Origin of the sequence: Nocardia sp. NPDC051929 (genome assembly GCF_044548645.1) — a bacterium.
GTDB classification, from domain to species: domain Bacteria; phylum Actinomycetota; class Actinomycetes; order Mycobacteriales; family Mycobacteriaceae; genus Nocardia; species Nocardia sichangensis.
This window is the reverse complement of sequence record NZ_JBIUCG010000024.1, coordinates 99,142-113,111: the sequence shown is the minus strand read 5'-3', so window position 1 is coordinate 113,111 and position 13,970 is coordinate 99,142. Positions and strand designations below refer to the sequence as shown.

General features: G+C 68.5%; 12 protein-coding genes. 6 read left to right on the top strand and 6 right to left on the bottom strand.

Going from position 1 to position 13,970, the window contains the following annotated elements; genetic code table 11:
• Position 1: 1 nt before the first annotated feature.
• Positions 2-1,267, bottom strand: a complete 1,266-nt coding sequence (locus tag ACIHAX_RS29635; protein ID WP_356963440.1) for an aspartate kinase — start codon at positions 1,265-1,267, stop codon at positions 2-4.
• A 163-nt stretch (positions 1,268-1,430) separates the two neighbouring features.
• On the opposite strand from ACIHAX_RS29635, the gene ACIHAX_RS29630 reads away from it, so the two are divergent.
• Positions 1,431-1,844, top strand: a complete 414-nt coding sequence (locus ACIHAX_RS29630; protein WP_355078703.1) for a secondary thiamine-phosphate synthase enzyme YjbQ — start codon at positions 1,431-1,433, stop codon at positions 1,842-1,844.
• A 431-nt stretch (positions 1,845-2,275) separates the two neighbouring features.
• Positions 2,276-2,467 carry a DUF1918 domain-containing protein gene (locus tag ACIHAX_RS29625; RefSeq protein WP_039794508.1) on the top strand — a complete coding sequence of 64 codons (192 nt, stop codon included), beginning with the start codon at positions 2,276-2,278 and terminating at the stop codon, positions 2,465-2,467.
• A gap of 81 nt (positions 2,468-2,548) precedes the next feature.
• On the opposite strand, the gene ACIHAX_RS29620 is transcribed toward ACIHAX_RS29625, so the two are convergent.
• Positions 2,549-2,896, bottom strand: coding sequence for a sporulation protein (locus ACIHAX_RS29620; RefSeq protein ID WP_355078704.1), 348 nt, complete (start codon positions 2,894-2,896; stop codon positions 2,549-2,551).
• Positions 2,897-3,150: 254 nt separating this feature from the next.
• Between ACIHAX_RS29620 and ACIHAX_RS29615 the strand changes: the two genes are divergently transcribed.
• Positions 3,151-3,609, top strand: coding sequence for an SRPBCC family protein (locus ACIHAX_RS29615; protein WP_355078705.1), 459 nt, complete (start codon positions 3,151-3,153; stop codon positions 3,607-3,609).
• Positions 3,610-3,695: 86 nt separating this feature from the next.
• Positions 3,696-4,907, top strand: coding sequence for a low temperature requirement protein A (locus ACIHAX_RS29610; RefSeq protein WP_356963438.1), 1,212 nt, complete (start codon positions 3,696-3,698; stop codon positions 4,905-4,907).
• On the opposite strand, the gene ACIHAX_RS29605 is transcribed toward ACIHAX_RS29610, so the two are convergent.
• The 4 genes from ACIHAX_RS29605 to ACIHAX_RS29590 all read right to left on the bottom strand — a co-directional run bounded on the left by ACIHAX_RS29605 (position 4,885) and on the right by ACIHAX_RS29590 (position 9,997).
• Entirely contained in the window at positions 4,885-5,754 is an 870-nt protein-coding gene (locus ACIHAX_RS29605) for an ion transporter (protein ID WP_355078707.1), read from the bottom strand. The genes ACIHAX_RS29610 and ACIHAX_RS29605 overlap by 23 nt on opposite strands.
• Before the next feature lie 122 nt (positions 5,755-5,876).
• Positions 5,877-7,496 (bottom strand): GMC oxidoreductase, encoded by a 1,620-nt coding sequence (locus tag ACIHAX_RS29600; RefSeq protein WP_355078708.1) that lies wholly within the window; start codon positions 7,494-7,496, stop codon positions 5,877-5,879.
• Between the two features lie 76 nt (positions 7,497-7,572).
• Positions 7,573-9,177 carry an alpha/beta hydrolase gene (locus ACIHAX_RS29595; RefSeq protein ID WP_397280829.1) on the bottom strand — a complete coding sequence of 535 codons (1,605 nt, stop codon included), beginning with the start codon at positions 9,175-9,177 and terminating at the stop codon, positions 7,573-7,575.
• 52 nt (positions 9,178-9,229) lie between these two features.
• On the bottom strand, positions 9,230-9,997 hold the full coding sequence (locus ACIHAX_RS29590; RefSeq protein WP_364435893.1) for a sulfite exporter TauE/SafE family protein: 768 nt from the start codon (positions 9,995-9,997) through the stop codon (positions 9,230-9,232).
• Positions 9,998-10,267: 270 nt separating this feature from the next.
• Between ACIHAX_RS29590 and leuA the strand changes: the two genes are divergently transcribed.
• Together leuA and ACIHAX_RS29580 are read left to right on the top strand one after the other, a co-directional pair.
• A complete protein-coding gene (leuA, locus tag ACIHAX_RS29585) occupies positions 10,268-12,061 on the top strand; it encodes a 2-isopropylmalate synthase (protein ID WP_397280827.1) in 1,794 nt (597 codons plus the stop codon).
• Between the two features lie 265 nt (positions 12,062-12,326).
• Positions 12,327-13,958 (top strand): AAA family ATPase, encoded by a 1,632-nt coding sequence (locus ACIHAX_RS29580; protein WP_397280825.1) that lies wholly within the window; start codon positions 12,327-12,329, stop codon positions 13,956-13,958.
• The last annotated feature ends 12 nt before the right edge of the window (positions 13,959-13,970 follow it).

Below are 13,970 nucleotides of genomic sequence, written 5' to 3'. Positions count from 1 at the left end.
CCTATCGCCCCGTTCCCGCGTGGACCACCGCGACCTCGTCGCCGCCCAGGTCGAACGCCCTGTGCAGCACCTTGACCGCCTCGTCCAGCTCGGTGTCCTTGACCAGCACGGAGATCCGGATCTCGGAGGTGGAGATGAGATCGATGTTGACGCCCGCCTTGGCCAGCGCCTCACAGAACGTGGCGGTGACGCCGGGATGGCTCTTCATGCCCGCGCCGACCAGCGAGACCTTGCCGATGTGGTCGTCGTAGAGCACCTGGGAGAAACCGATCTCGGACTGGCGCTTGGTCAGCATCTCGACCGCGCGGGCGCCCTCGGTCTTCGGCAGCGTGAAAGTGATGTCGGTCTTGCCCGTCTCGACCTTCGAGATGTTCTGCAGGACCATGTCGATGTTGATCTCCGCGTCGGCCACGGCGCGGAACACCTTGGCGGCGTAGCCCGGTTCGTCCGGCAGGCCGACCACGGTCACCTTGGCCTCGCTGCGGTCGTGCGCGACGCCAGTGAGGATTGCTTGCTCCAAGGGGATGTCCTCCATCGATCCGTAAACGTAGGTGCCCTGCTTGTCGGTGTAGGACGAGCGCACATGCACGGGCACGTTGTAGCGGCGGGCGTATTCGACGCAGCGCAGCATCAGCACCTTGGCCCCGCAGGCCGCCAGTTCCAGCATCTCCTCGTAGGAGACCTGCTCGAGCCGCTGCGCGTCGGGCACGATCCGCGGGTCGGCGGTGAAGACGCCGTCCACGTCGGTGTAGATCTCGCAGACGTCCGCGTCCAGCGCGGCGGCCAGCGCGACCGCTGTGGTGTCGGAGCCACCGCGGCCCAGCGTGGTGACGTCCCTGCTGTCCTGGCTCACGCCCTGGAAGCCTGCGACCAGCACCACGAGGCCCTCGTCCAGTGCGTCGCGGACGCGGCCGGGGGTCACGTCGATGATCTTCGCGTTGCCGTGCGCGCCCGTTGTGATCACGCCCGCCTGCGAGCCGGTGAACGAGCGGGCCTCCGCGCCGAGGGAGTGGATGGCCATGGCCACCAGCGCGTTGGAGATGCGCTCACCCGAGGTGAGCAGCATGTCCATCTCGCGGGCAGGCGGCGACGGCGCCACCTGCTGAGCGAGATCGAGCAGCTCGTCGGTGGTGTCACCCATGGCGGAGCAGACCACCACCACGTCGTGGCCTTGCTTCTTGGTCTCCACGATCCGTTCAGCGACGCGCCGGATCCGCTCGGCGGTCGCTACCGAGGATCCTCCGTACTTCTGAACCACGAGAGCCACGACAGGGTCCTCCAAGATCGACAACAAACTGGTAACAGTCATCCAGGGTACCGGCCGGGGCCAGCGGTTTTGCCGCTACCTACCCGGCTTGTGGAAAAGCACACAGCCGCATCCGATCCCGATCGCGCCGCGCGGGCCGCCGCGGATGGGGGACGATGGGCGCATGAAGAGCACGCTGCTCGAGGTGAGAACGGGCCACAGTGAAGTGGTACAGGACATCACGCCGCAGTGCGCGACATTCGCGCGAGAAGCGGGCGGTGACGGGCTGCTGCACGTCTTCGTGCCGCATGCCACGGCCGGAATCGCGATCATGGAACTCGGCGCGCGCAGCGACGACGATCTGCTGGCCGCGCTGCGTGATCTCCTGCCCGCCGACGACCGGTGGCGGCACGCGCACGGCTCGCGCGGACACGGGCGTTCGCACGTGATGCCCGCCCTCATCCCGCCCTACGCGACCGTTCCGGTACTCGGCGGAAAGCTCGCCCTGGGTACTTGGCAGTCGATCGCGCTGGTCGATCTCAATGTCGACAACCCGGACCGGCAGGTGCGGCTGTCGTTCCTCACCGACGCGAGCTGACCGGGCCCCTCCGGCCGAGGCGACGAATGTCCGGGGCAGACCGCGGCCCGGACAAGCCCAACACCGGCGTGATGACCCGGCCCGACTCCGCCGGGCCGACGTGTGGCCGCGCGGGCGTGGGCAGCGTCCCGGGGGACTCGGATGGAAATTCGGGCCCGCGTGAGCCGGGCGACCTGCGCGCCGTTGCCGAACTCTTCGCGCCGCACCGGGAAAAAAACAAGCGCGGTGCTCCCGCCGCAGCGCTTGACACGTAGTACTACAAGCGGAGTTCTTTCAACTGCCGAGCGGTCCGCCGTGGTCACCACGGAGCGGAGCCGGGCACTGATCGAAGCCGCGGTCGACCGTGTGATGAGCGCGGATGACCGTGATCGGATCCCGTGCGCCTTCGCTGAGTGGTTGTGACGCGCAGCACTCCGTTCGATAATGGGGCGATGATCGCACATGTAGGAGATCGACTCTGCGTGCACGGACACGTGGTGGGAGAAGTGGATCACCTGGCCGAGATCATCGAGGTCCGCGGGCCGGACGGGACGCCGCCCTACGTGGTGCGCTTCTCCGACGGTCACGAGTCACTGGTGTATCCAGGGCCCGACGCGATCGTCGAGCCCGCCACGTCGGAATGACCGCCGCGCCGGACCGAGCGCTGGGCGGCCTCGCCCGCGCCCGGCCCGGCGCTCACCGACGGGGAACTGCGCCCGTCTCGCTCAGGCGCTTCGTTTGGCGCGCCGGGCCAGCGCGAAAGCCAGGATGGCCGCGATCAGCACCTTGCCCGCCGTCTCGATGATCGCGTTGACGTCGACGGCCGGATGCCAGGTCAGCCGTCCATCGCGCAGCACGTAAGCGCCGACCGGCTTGGCGCCTACACCGAACGCCACGCCTTCGCCGGAGCCGTCCCCGTCGGCGCTGTTCCCGGTACCGCCGCCGCCACCACCGCCACCCCCGACCGAGGCGGCGGGAATGACTATCGCGCCGCCGGATTCGTAGGGGTCGCCGTAAACCCGGCGCACCGTGATCGCGTCGCGCGCCTGCGCCAGCAGTTCGGCGTATTTCATGACATCCTCCCGCCCGTACCGAAGGCGCCGGATACCGGCGCCCATTCGGATCCGATCGTAGGCGCGCGAACCTCGGCCGAGCCCGTCCTTCCGGACGGAAGTTGTTCCGGCGGTTGCCCGATCGCCGATCTCGAGCAGATAACGGCACGTTATCCCGGTAACCGAGATGTGGTCTGGCACAGTCAGGTTGACGAACCGGACAAATCACGGAGACAATCGGCCGGACTTGTCCATCCGGGTGTCGGAGGTATGCCATGCGCACCAAAACGGATATCCGATTCTTCGTCGACACCGATCCCGGACAGGTCATGGACGCCCTGACCGACGTCGAAGCGCTTCCGGAATGGTCGTCGTCCTACAGCGACGTCCGGGTCGCGACCCGCGACGCCCGACGCAGACCCCGGCGGGTCTTCCTCAAGGCGGAGCTGCTCGGCAGCTCGGATTTGCAAGTGCTGGAATATGATTGGACCGACGACCGGTCCTCCTGGATCGTCGCCGACAGCACCAGGGGCGTGCGGGGCGGCGGTTTTTTCGAGGTGACCGACAGCGTCGACGGCACGCACGTCTGGTACCACGTCGAGCTCTATCTGCCCCTCCCGGTTCCCGGATTTCTGCTCAAACGCACTTTCCGCAAGGCCAACGAGGTGGTCGTGGAGTGCTTCATAGATTTCGCCGAGCGGTTCCCCGAAACGGAGACCTATCAACCCGTATAGCGCGGACGGCTGCGCTCTGCGCGAAATCGGCCGCCGGGCGAAGCAGCGGACCGGCGCGGAATCGGCCGGGGTGCGACGATGAGCGCATGATCGGTTCCAAACGGGTGCGGTTCCAGCCGATGGCCGAAGGCGCGTCGGTGACCCAGCTCGAGTTGTTCTTCGACCTGGTGCTCGTCTTCGCGTTCACCATGGTCACCGGCTTGGTCGCGGAGGAGACCAGCGCGAAGAACATGCTGCGCGGGCTGCTGGTGCTCGCGGTGATGTGGTGGCTGTGGATCGCCTATTCCTGGCTCGGCAACGTCGTCCGCGCCGACGAGGGCATCGCGCGGGTCGCGATGTTCGCCGCGATGGGCGGCGCCTTCCTCGCCGCGCTCACCATCCCGGAGGCGTTCCGAGATCTGGCCGGAGGATGGTTCGGTCCGCTGGTCTTCGCCGTCGCGTACCTGATCGTGCGGTTGGTGCATTTCGGGATGTTCTGGCTGGCCAGTTCCGAGGATGCGCAATTGCGCGGCCAGCTGCTGCGCTGGGCGCTCGGGTCGATCACCCTCGGCACCACATTGCTCGTCGTCGCCGCCATGACCACCGGTCGCGTGCAGATCGCGCTGTGGATAGCCGCGATCGCGGGCGACTACCTCTGGACACTGTTCGCGGGCACCGATTGGCGGTTGAATTCGGCCACCCATTTCGTCGAGCGATACGGGCTGATCATCATCGTCGCGCTCGGTGAATCGATCGTCTCGATCGGTATCGGGGTGGCCGGCCTGCCGATCTCCTGGCCGATCGCGCTCGGCTCGCTGCTCGGCCTCGCCATTTCCGGTCTGCTGTGGTGGGCGTATTTCGACGTCGCGGCCCTGGCGGTGGAGCACGAACTGGTCCACGCCGAGGGCAAGCGGCAGATCAAGATCGCGCAGGCGTCCTACACCTTCTGGCATTTCCCGATGATCGTCGGGATCATCGCGCTGTCGCTGGGGCTGAAGAAGGTCCTGTACTACGTCGGGGATTCCGCACACCACACTTTGAAGGACGCGCTGTACGGAATTCCGCTCTACGCCCTCTACGGCGGCGTCGTGCTGTATCTGATCGCGCTGGTGGGTTTCAAGCACTACGCCACGCGCACCGTCACGGCGCCGCGCGTGGTCGCCATCGTGGTGCTGCTGGCGCTCATCCCGTTGGCCTGCGCCTTGCCCGCGCTGGCTTCGCTGGCCCTGCTGTGCGGCGTCATGGTCGCGCTGATCGCTTGGGAGACTGTGCGTTTGGCACAGCCGCGGGACGCGATCAGGCACGCGGTACCTGATTGAGCCGATGCCGCACGCAGTCCTCGTCGGGCGTGGGCCCGTACGCGGACGGCGGCACCCGCACACCGTCGCGAACCGCGTCGCGGATCTGATCGATGTTCTCCCGCAGCACGTCCGCGACGAGTTCGTCGGTGCGCGGATCCTCCAGCACCTGGAACACGATGCGGAACGTGGTGTCGGCGATCAGCCGGATGATCTCGTCGTGGAACGGGATGTAGCGCACCCGTCCCGCCTGCGGGTCCTTCTTGATCAACTCCACGATCATCTCGTCCAGCTCGGCGCGGTTCTCCTCCAGGGCGGCCGCGATGTTGCGGGTGTAGTGGCCGGTGCGCAGCACCTCGGCCACCTCGTCCATCACCGCGATCGTCATCGGACGGCGGATGGTGTCGACGATGGTCGCCACGAACCGGTTCACCACCGCGGCGGTCACTCGGTCGCCGAACACCCGGTCGGCCACCCGGGCCAGCCGGACGCCGATCACCACGACCCGCAACAATCGGAAGCCGCGGAAGAACGGGCTGGTCACCGGGATCATGCCGACGACCTCGTACCAATAGATGAACGGGAAGGTCCACGGCCAGCCCGCGCGGCGCCAGCGCCACAGGAACTCGATCGCGAACACCCCGCACAACGTCCAGTCGACGACCACGACCACGTGGTAGGTGTGCCCGGAGACCGGGAAGAAGGTGATCCAGGCGACCAGCGCCACGGACACGATGGCCAGCGCCAGCATCAGGAAATCGGTCCAGAGCATGGGCGGCTTGCGCGGATAGTCCTGCGGCTCCGGCGCGTCCCGCAGACCGTATCGCTCGACGGAGGAGCTCTCGATACCCGAGCTGGGAGCGGACACTGCGGTTCCCTTCGACGCCGAACGGTGCCGCCGACATTAGTACGCGGAAAGCACGCTCGGCACGGTTGGCGATACCCCCGGGAAAGACGCCGGGCGAACGCTTCGCCCGGCGCAGGCGGATTTCAGCGACCGGTGCGAACGATCGCCTCGATATTGCGTTCGGCCAGCGCGGCGATGGTCAGCGACGGGTTGACCGTTCCGGTGCTGCCGGGTATCGCGGCGCCGTCCATCACGTAGAGGCCGGGGTGACCGTGCACCCGGCCGTAGCCGTCGGTGGCGCGCCCGAGCACCGCCCCACCGAGTGGATGCGCGGTGAACAGCGCGTTCGCGTCGTAGCCGAGGGCGCTGTACTCGACGAGGGCGTCCGCGCGTTCGGCGATCCGGTGGTCGACCGCGCGGGCCAGCGCGACCGTCTCGTCCCGGTTCTTGACCGACCAGCTCAGCCCGACTCGGTTCGTGGCCCGGTCGTAGCCGAACCGGGTGCGGGTCGAGTCGAGCACCATGCCGAGCGAGGCGAGCGCGCCGGTCTCGAACGGGATGCCGGGGATGTACCAGCTCTCCAGGGTCAGCGGCACGGCGGACTCGTCGAAGATCCGGCTCGCGCTCGGCACGCCTTGACCCTGACCGGCCAGCGCGCTGGCCCCGCGAGCCAGGACCACGTCACCGTTGGTGCCCCACCCGTCGCCGACGTGTTCGTTCAGGTTCGGTAGCGCGCCGGTGGCCTGCGCACGGACCAGCAGTTCGGAGGTACCGATCGACCCGGCGCCGAGGAAGAGCCGATCACAGGTGAGGGTGCGGGTGGACAACACGTCACCGGTCGGCGACAGCTTCGCCACGGTGACCGCGTAGCGGCCGCCGGATTCCTGCGCGATGGCGTCGACTCGGTGGCCGGGGAAGACTCCGCACCGGCCGGTGCCCTGTGCGTATGCCAGGTAGTTCTGATTCAGGTCGAACTTGGCGCCGTTGGAGTTGCCCAGATTGCTCCTGGCCGCCGTCGCGGAAGCCCTTGACGCTCCGGCCAATTCGGCGCGCAGGATGTCCCAGTTGAAAATCGAGTCGTTGGCCTGGGGTTGATAGCCTGCCTTGCGCACCTGGTCGTCCCAGGCGCGGGAGTGCGCGAACGGCGAGGAGTTGTAGATGTCCGCGGGCATCGGGCTCAGCCGCAACATCTGGCGCACGCGCGGGTAGTAGACGCGCTCCATCTCGCCGTAGTCGACGCCGCCACCGAAGACGTGGTCGAAGAAGCGGCGCTCCGGGGCGATCATGGCGCCGCTGAAGATCACCGAACCGCCGCCGACGGCAGCCGCGCGCCAGACGTCGATGCCCGGATACTCGGTGCAGTCCAGCACGCCGCCGAAACTGGCGAAATGCATCGGCACCTTGGTGACGCCGGTGAAGTTGGTGCGGTGCCAGAAGCCGCGACCGTCGGGGAGGTCGTCGCCGGTGAAGATCTCCCGCCACGGGTCGTTCGGCCAGCGCGAACCGCGCTCCAGCACGGTGGTGGCCACCCCGGCCTCGGCCAGGCGCAACGCGGACACCGCGGCGCCGAAGCCCGAGCCGACGACGATCGCGGGCGAGTGCTCCGGCGGGTCGGGAATCGGGGCGAAGATCTCCGGAACCCAAGCGTGGAACAGGGCCTCCCACATCGGATCCGCGGACGCCGCACCGGTCCCCGTCATCGATCCCACAGCACCGAGCAGGGCGGCCGTGCCAGCCGCCTTGAACAAGGCACGTCTACGCACCGGTCACCTTCCATCATCAGGCTTAGCGTGCGCAGATTACCGGTATTCCCGATTTGTGAACAGATATCCGTTTTCGCTATCGCTCGAACGGCAGCTCGTCCGCGCGACAGGTCGCTCCCGGGGCGGGCAGTTGCAAGTCGACGAGATAGCGCTCGCGCAGTTTGCGTGTGCATTCGCCGAGCACAGCGTGCCCGTAGCCGCCTTCGACGACGACCAACCGTGCGTTCACCAGTTCCCGCTGCGCGCGCCGCGCGGCGCTGAGCGGGGTGACCGGGTCGAATCGGTTGTTCACCAGCACGGCTGGGGTGTCCGATCGCAGGATCCACGGCCCGGCGTATCGCTGGGCATACCCCTCGGGCGGCGACGGCCAAGAGGCGCAGGCCTGGTGCAGCCACAGCCAGAGCGGGCCGTAAGTAGAGCTGACACGCGCCAGATCCTTTGCAAGCGAAGGCCATTGGGCCGAGTCACGGGGAAAGTTGTTGTCCGCACAGGAGATCGCCGTAAACGAGTCGAGGAAGTCATACGGTTGCGTTGTGGCCGAGAGGATCCGGCCGACCGTGTCGGGATCGCCCGAGGGGCCGCGCTCCAGTTCGGCGAGCAGTTGAGCCAGGGCGGGCCAACCGTCGTCCGGGTCGTACAGCAACAGCGCATGCGACGACAGGGCCTCGGCGTAGGTGACCGTGCGCGCTCGCTCCCCGGCCCCCACCACCAGCGGCGCGTCGCGAAGACGTTGCAGCACAGCGTCATTGCGAGCGCGAAGGTCAGTGGAGCGGCCGGAATCACCCGCGCCGCCGTCCGGCGCCGCGAAGGCACAGCGCTCCCGGCCCGCGTCCGCGCACAACCGCAGGAATTCATCGAGCACTTCCTCGGTCCCGGCCGCGGTGGTCTCGATGGCGCTGCGCGTGTCGTTGGTGTAGGCGTCCGGGTCGATCATCGACGCCAGGTGCAGGGCGCGCACCCGATCGCCGAACAGCGCGCCGTACATCTGGCCCAGGTAGCTCGCGTAGGAACCGCCTTCATAGGTCAGCTGGGGGTCGCCGACGGCCCGGCGCAGCAGGTCCAGGTCGCGCGCCGCGTCGACGGTGGTCAGGTGCCCGAGCAACGCGCCGCCGTGCGCCGCGCAACCGGCGGCCAGTTCGCGGCTCGCCGCGTCGGCCGCGCGCTCCTGCTCCGGACGCACGGGCGGCAGCGGGGCGCCGGACCAGAACCGCCGCTGCTGCTCGGCGTCCGCGAAACACCGCACCTGCCCGCTGCGGCCGACGCCGCGCTGGTCGAAGGTGACCACGTCGAAGCGGCGCGCGAGTTCGCCGCCTAACAGTTCTCCCTTCGCCGCCCAGCGCAGCCCCGAGCCTCCGGGACCGCCGACGGCGGAGAACAGCGTGCCGATCCGCCGCTGCGGGTCGGCGGCCTGCTGACGCACCACCGCCAGCCCGAGGGTCGGGCCGTCGGGGTGCGCGTAGTCCACCGGAACTTGCGCGGTCGCGCACTGCAATCGGCTCAGCTCCGGCTCCGCGCACCCCGCCCACTCCAGCCGGGGCGTCGGCGCGGCGTCGGCCTGGGCGACCAGGTCCGCGACCGCCGACTCGTGTCGGCTCGGCGGGCCGCCGCAGCCGCTCACCACGGGCAGCAGCGCGGCGAGCGCGGCGACGATGACGATTCTCCAGCTAGGCACGGCATTCATCCTGGGCTCCGTGCCCGGCGGCCGTCGTCACCCTGAGGATTGACATCCGGCTCTAGGACGTCACCAAACGGATCACCGCGATCAGTCCGACCACGACGATGACCGCCCGCAGCAAGGTCGGCGGCATCCGCCTGCCCAACCGCGCGCCGAGTTGCCCGCCGATGATCGAGCCGAGCGCGATCAGCACCACCGCGCGCCAGTCCACGTCCGCAACGACGATGAAGATCAGCGCGGAGACCGCGTTGACGATCAGGGCGAGCACGTTCTTCGCCCCGTTGAGGCGCTGGATGTCGTCGTGCACGAAAACGCCGAGCAACCCGATCAGCAGCACGCCTTGCGCGGCCCCGAAGTACCCGCCGTAGACACCGGCGGCGTAAACCGCGGCGAGCAGGATGGGCCCCCCGTGCTCCGGCACCGGGGCGCCGTCGTTCTCCCGGCGGCGCTTGACCCAGCTCGCCAGCCGTGGCTGCACGACGACCAGCACCAATGCCACCATGATGAGAATGGGCACGATCGCCTTGAACGCTTGGGCGGGCAGCACCAGCAGCAGCACCGCACCGGTGATGCCGCCGAGCAGCGAGGCGGTGCCCAAGCGCAGCAGCCGCTCGCGCTGCCCCGCCAGTTCGCGGCGGTATCCGTGCACGCCACTGATCGAGCCGGGGACCAGACCGATGGTGTTGGACACATTCGCGGTCACCGGCGGCAGGCCGAACGCGAGCAGAACGGGAAAGGTGATCAGCGTGCCGGAGCCGACGATCGTATTGATGCCGCCCGCCGCGATGCCCGCACCGAAGACGGCCAGTTGCTCCAGCCAGGTCATTGCCAATCCTTCGACGTCCCGTCGGACCCTGGGCCCGTACAAGCGTGGTTCACTGCCGGACCGAACGGTAGCGGGGTCGTCGGATCACCCGACGACGGGACCACCCTTCCCGGCAGTATCTCCGCACGGTAAACTCGCGGACATCATGCAGCGGGCACTTCTTCTCGACCGCCGCGACGGGGTCTGATCGGACCGGCTCCCGTCGCGGGGTTTTGCCGCGCCGGTCGACCAGCCCCATTGGGAAAAACGACATCCTCGGGAGAACCGCCCATGTCCCCTGCTGACGCATTTGTGTCCGGCGCGCGCACCATCACCGCGCCTAGCAGACCAGCCCCCGCCGACCAGCCCGGCTGGAACAAACAGAAGAACTCCTCGATGCCGACGTTCCGTTACCGGCCCTTCGCCGAGGAGGTCGAGCCGATCACGCTGCCCGACCGCACCTGGCCGGACAAGGTCATCGACCGGGCGCCCGGCTGGTGCGCGGTCGACCTGCGCGACGGCAACCAAGCGTTGATCGACCCGATGAGCCCGGCCCGCAAGCGCCGCATGTTCGACCTGCTGGTGCGGATGGGTTACAAGGAGATCGAGGTCGGCTTCCCCTCGGCCAGTCAGACCGATTTCGACTTCGTCCGCGAGATCATCGAGGACGGCGCGATCCCCGACGACGTCACCATTCAGGTGCTCACCCAGTGCCGCCCGGAGCTGATCGAGCGCACGTTCGAAGCCTGCGCGGGCGCGCAGAACGTCATCGTGCACTTCTACAACTCCACCTCGATCCTGCAGCGCAAGGTGGTCTTCCGCGCCGACCGCGACGCGGTCAAGAAGATCGCCACCGACGCCGCCGCGTTGTGCCTGGAGATCGAGCAGCGCTACCCGGACACCAATTGGCGTTACGAGTACAGCCCGGAGTCCTACACCGGCACGGAGCTGGAGTACGCCAAGGACGTCTGCGACGCGGTCTCGGCGATCATCGCCCCGACGCCGGAGAAGCCGCTGATCATCAACCTGCCCGCCACCGTGGAGATGGCGACTCCGAACGTCTACGCCGACTCGATCGAGTGGATGAGCCGCAACTTGGCCCGCCGCGAGGCGATCGTGCTGTCGCTGCACCCGCACAACGACCGCGGCACCGCCGTGGCCGCCGCCGAGCTGGGCTACCAGGCCGGCGCCGACCGGATCGAGGGCTGCCTGTTCGGCAACGGCGAGCGCACCGGCAACGTGTGCCTGGTCACGCTGGGGATGAACCTGTTCTCCCGCGGCGTCGATCCGCAGATCAACTTCTCCGACATCGATGAGGTCCGCCGCACCGTCGAGTACTGCAACCAGTTGCCGGTGCACGAGCGGCACCCGTACGGCGGCGACCTGGTCTACACCGCGTTCTCCGGCAGCCACCAGGACGCCATCAACAAGGGTCTGGACGCGATGAAGACCGCGGCCGACGCCGCCGAGGCGGACGTCGACGACATCGTCTGGGAGGTGCCCTACCTGCCGATCGACCCGAAGGACGTGGGTCGCACCTACGAGGCGGTCATCCGGGTCAACTCGCAGTCCGGCAAGGGCGGCGTCGCCTACATCATGAAGACCGACCACGGGCTGGCGTTGCCGAGGCGGCTGCAGATCGAGTTCTCCCAGGCGATCCAGAAGATCACCGACGGCGAGGGCGGCGAGGTGACGCCCAAGGAGATGTGGGACGTCTTCCACGAGGAGTACCTGAGCCCGATCCGGCCGCTGGAGCGGATACGCCAGAAGGTCACCGCGTCGGAGACCGACGGCGGGGTCGACTCGATCGTGGCCGTGGTGAAGGTCGACGGCGTCGAGCAGGAGATCACCGGCAAGGGCAACGGACCGCTCGCGGCGTTCGTCGACGCGATCGCCGCCGTCGGTTTCGACGTCGAGGTGCTGGACTACTCCGAGCACGCCATGTCCGCGGGTGACGACGCGCAGGCCGCCGCCTACGTGGAGTGCGCGATCGGCGACAAGGTGGTGTGGGGCGTCGGCATCGCCACCTCGATCACGACCGCGTCGCTGCGCGCGGTGGTGTCGGCGGTGAACCGGGCGCACTGACAGCGCATCTCGGCAAGTACGCGGACGGGCGCCGCGCGGGTTCCACCGCGCGGCGCCCGATCTCGCTGGGACAGACCATTTGTCGCGGGCATTCGGCTCCCCAAGCCCGGCATGCCTACCGCGACACGGGGTAGCGAACCCCGTGCTAGCGTTGGATTCGCACTCCAAGCGCCGAGCTCTCTGCTCGAACTCCCGAGCAGATGGGGGAACCGTGACAGCAAACGACCACAATCCGACCTCTCCACCCTGGCTGCAGAGTCATTCCGTGGATACGGCCGAAGTCAGCGACGTGGAGTCATCGGCCAAGGACCCGTCGGCCGAGCCGGCCGGCGGCACGGAAGCGAAGGAAACCGACGTGTCGGCCGGGTCGGCCCAGCCGGACGCCCAACCCGAACAGCCCGAGCCGCACGGCTCGACGGAGCAGACCACGGCCTACCCGCAAGCCGCCCCGGTGGCGCAGGCATGGGCTCCCCCGCAGGCCGGACCGGCCGAGCCCTACGGCTCGTACGCCCCGCCGAACGCGGGCGCGTATCCCCCTCCGTCGCCCTTTCCAGGAGAGCCGTTCACTACCGGCGCCTTTCAGCCACCGTCGGGCCATAGCGGTAGCCACCCGATAGCCCCGCCTCCGGACGGACCTCATCCCGGTTACGGGGAGTACCGCCAGGAGATCGGCGGCGACGGCCTGACCCGGCATGTGCCCATGGATTCCGCGCAGCCCGAATCTCCTGCGCCGCAACTCGATCAGCCCAGCGGCCCGATCTACAGCTGGGCGCCGCCGCCTCCGCCGGTGACGCACCAGCCTCCGCCGCCCGCCTATCAACCGCCGCCTCCGCCGCCGCTCGGGCAACCGCAGGGGCCGGGCTGGCAAGGCGGGCCGGGTCCGCACCAGTCGGTACCGCCGTTCCAACCGCAGCATGTGCCGCAGCCCGGCCAGCCGGGACATTCGGTGAACGACCTGAATCTGCTCCGGCGCGCCCGCAGGGCGCCGCGCAGCGGCTGGCGTCGTGCGGTGCACAAGGTGTCCGGCGGCATGATCAATCCGGGCGAGTCGGCGGCCGACATCGTCTACCAGGACCTCGCCGACCGGGTGAACCAGCCGGTGCGCGGTGACTACCGGATCGCGATCCTTTCGCTCAAGGGCGGTGTCGGGAAGACCACCACCACGGTCGGTCTCGGCTCCACCTTCGCTTCGCAGCGTGGCGACCGGGTCATCGCGATCGACGCCAACCCCGACCTGGGCACGCTCGCGCACCGGGTGCCGCGCCAGACCCGCTCCACCGTGCGCAACCTGCTCGAGGATCAGCACATCACCAGGTACTCCGACGTGCGGGCGCACACCTCGCAGGCGCCGAGCCGCTTGGAAGTGCTCGCCAGTGAACAAGATCCGGCGGTCTCCGAGGCGTTCAGCGAAGCGGACTACCGCAAGGCGATCAGCATTCTGCAGTCGTTCTACAACATCATCCTGACCGACTGCGGCACCGGCTTGATGCACTCGGCGATGGCGGGCGTGCTGGACATGGCGAGCTCGCTGGTGCTGGTCACCTCGCCCGCCATCGACGGCGCGCGCAGCGCGTCGGCCACGCTGGACTGGCTCGACCACCACGGCTACGGCAAGCTGGTGGAACGAACCGTCGTGGTGGTGAACGCTTCCCGGCGCGGCGCGTCCACCGTCGACCTCGACCAGCTGCGCAAGCTGTTCCTCGATCGCACCCGCGCGGTGCAGGTCGTGCCGTTCGACGATCACCTCGCCGAGGGCGCGGAAATCGATCTGGAACTGGTGAGCAAGCCGACCCGGCGGGCGCTGCTGGAGCTGGCGGCGATGGTCGCCGACGACTTCGGCTACGTCAGCTCGCAGGCCCAGCATCCCTACCGGCACCAGCCACCGCACGGATTCTGATCGTCGCGCGGA

Bases quoted from the DNA above. Each gene is read 5' to 3' on its own strand.
- ACIHAX_RS29630 (WP_355078703.1), top strand. From the start codon at position 1,431: ATGAAGAGCACGCTGCTCGAGGTGAGAACGGGCCACAGTGAAGTGGTA.
- ACIHAX_RS29625 (WP_039794508.1), top strand. From the start codon at position 2,276: ATGATCGCACATGTAGGAGATCGACTCTGCGTGCACGGACACGTGGTG.
- ACIHAX_RS29620 (WP_355078704.1), bottom strand. From the start codon at position 2,896: ATGAAATACGCCGAACTGCTGGCGCAGGCGCGCGACGCGATCACGGTG.
- ACIHAX_RS29615 (WP_355078705.1), top strand. From the start codon at position 3,151: ATGCGCACCAAAACGGATATCCGATTCTTCGTCGACACCGATCCCGGA.
- ACIHAX_RS29610 (WP_356963438.1), top strand. From the start codon at position 3,696: ATGATCGGTTCCAAACGGGTGCGGTTCCAGCCGATGGCCGAAGGCGCG.
- ACIHAX_RS29595 (WP_397280829.1), bottom strand. From the start codon at position 9,177: ATGAATGCCGTGCCTAGCTGGAGAATCGTCATCGTCGCCGCGCTCGCC.
- ACIHAX_RS29590 (WP_364435893.1), bottom strand. From the start codon at position 9,997: ATGACCTGGCTGGAGCAACTGGCCGTCTTCGGTGCGGGCATCGCGGCG.
- leuA (WP_397280827.1), top strand. From the start codon at position 10,268: ATGTCCCCTGCTGACGCATTTGTGTCCGGCGCGCGCACCATCACCGCG.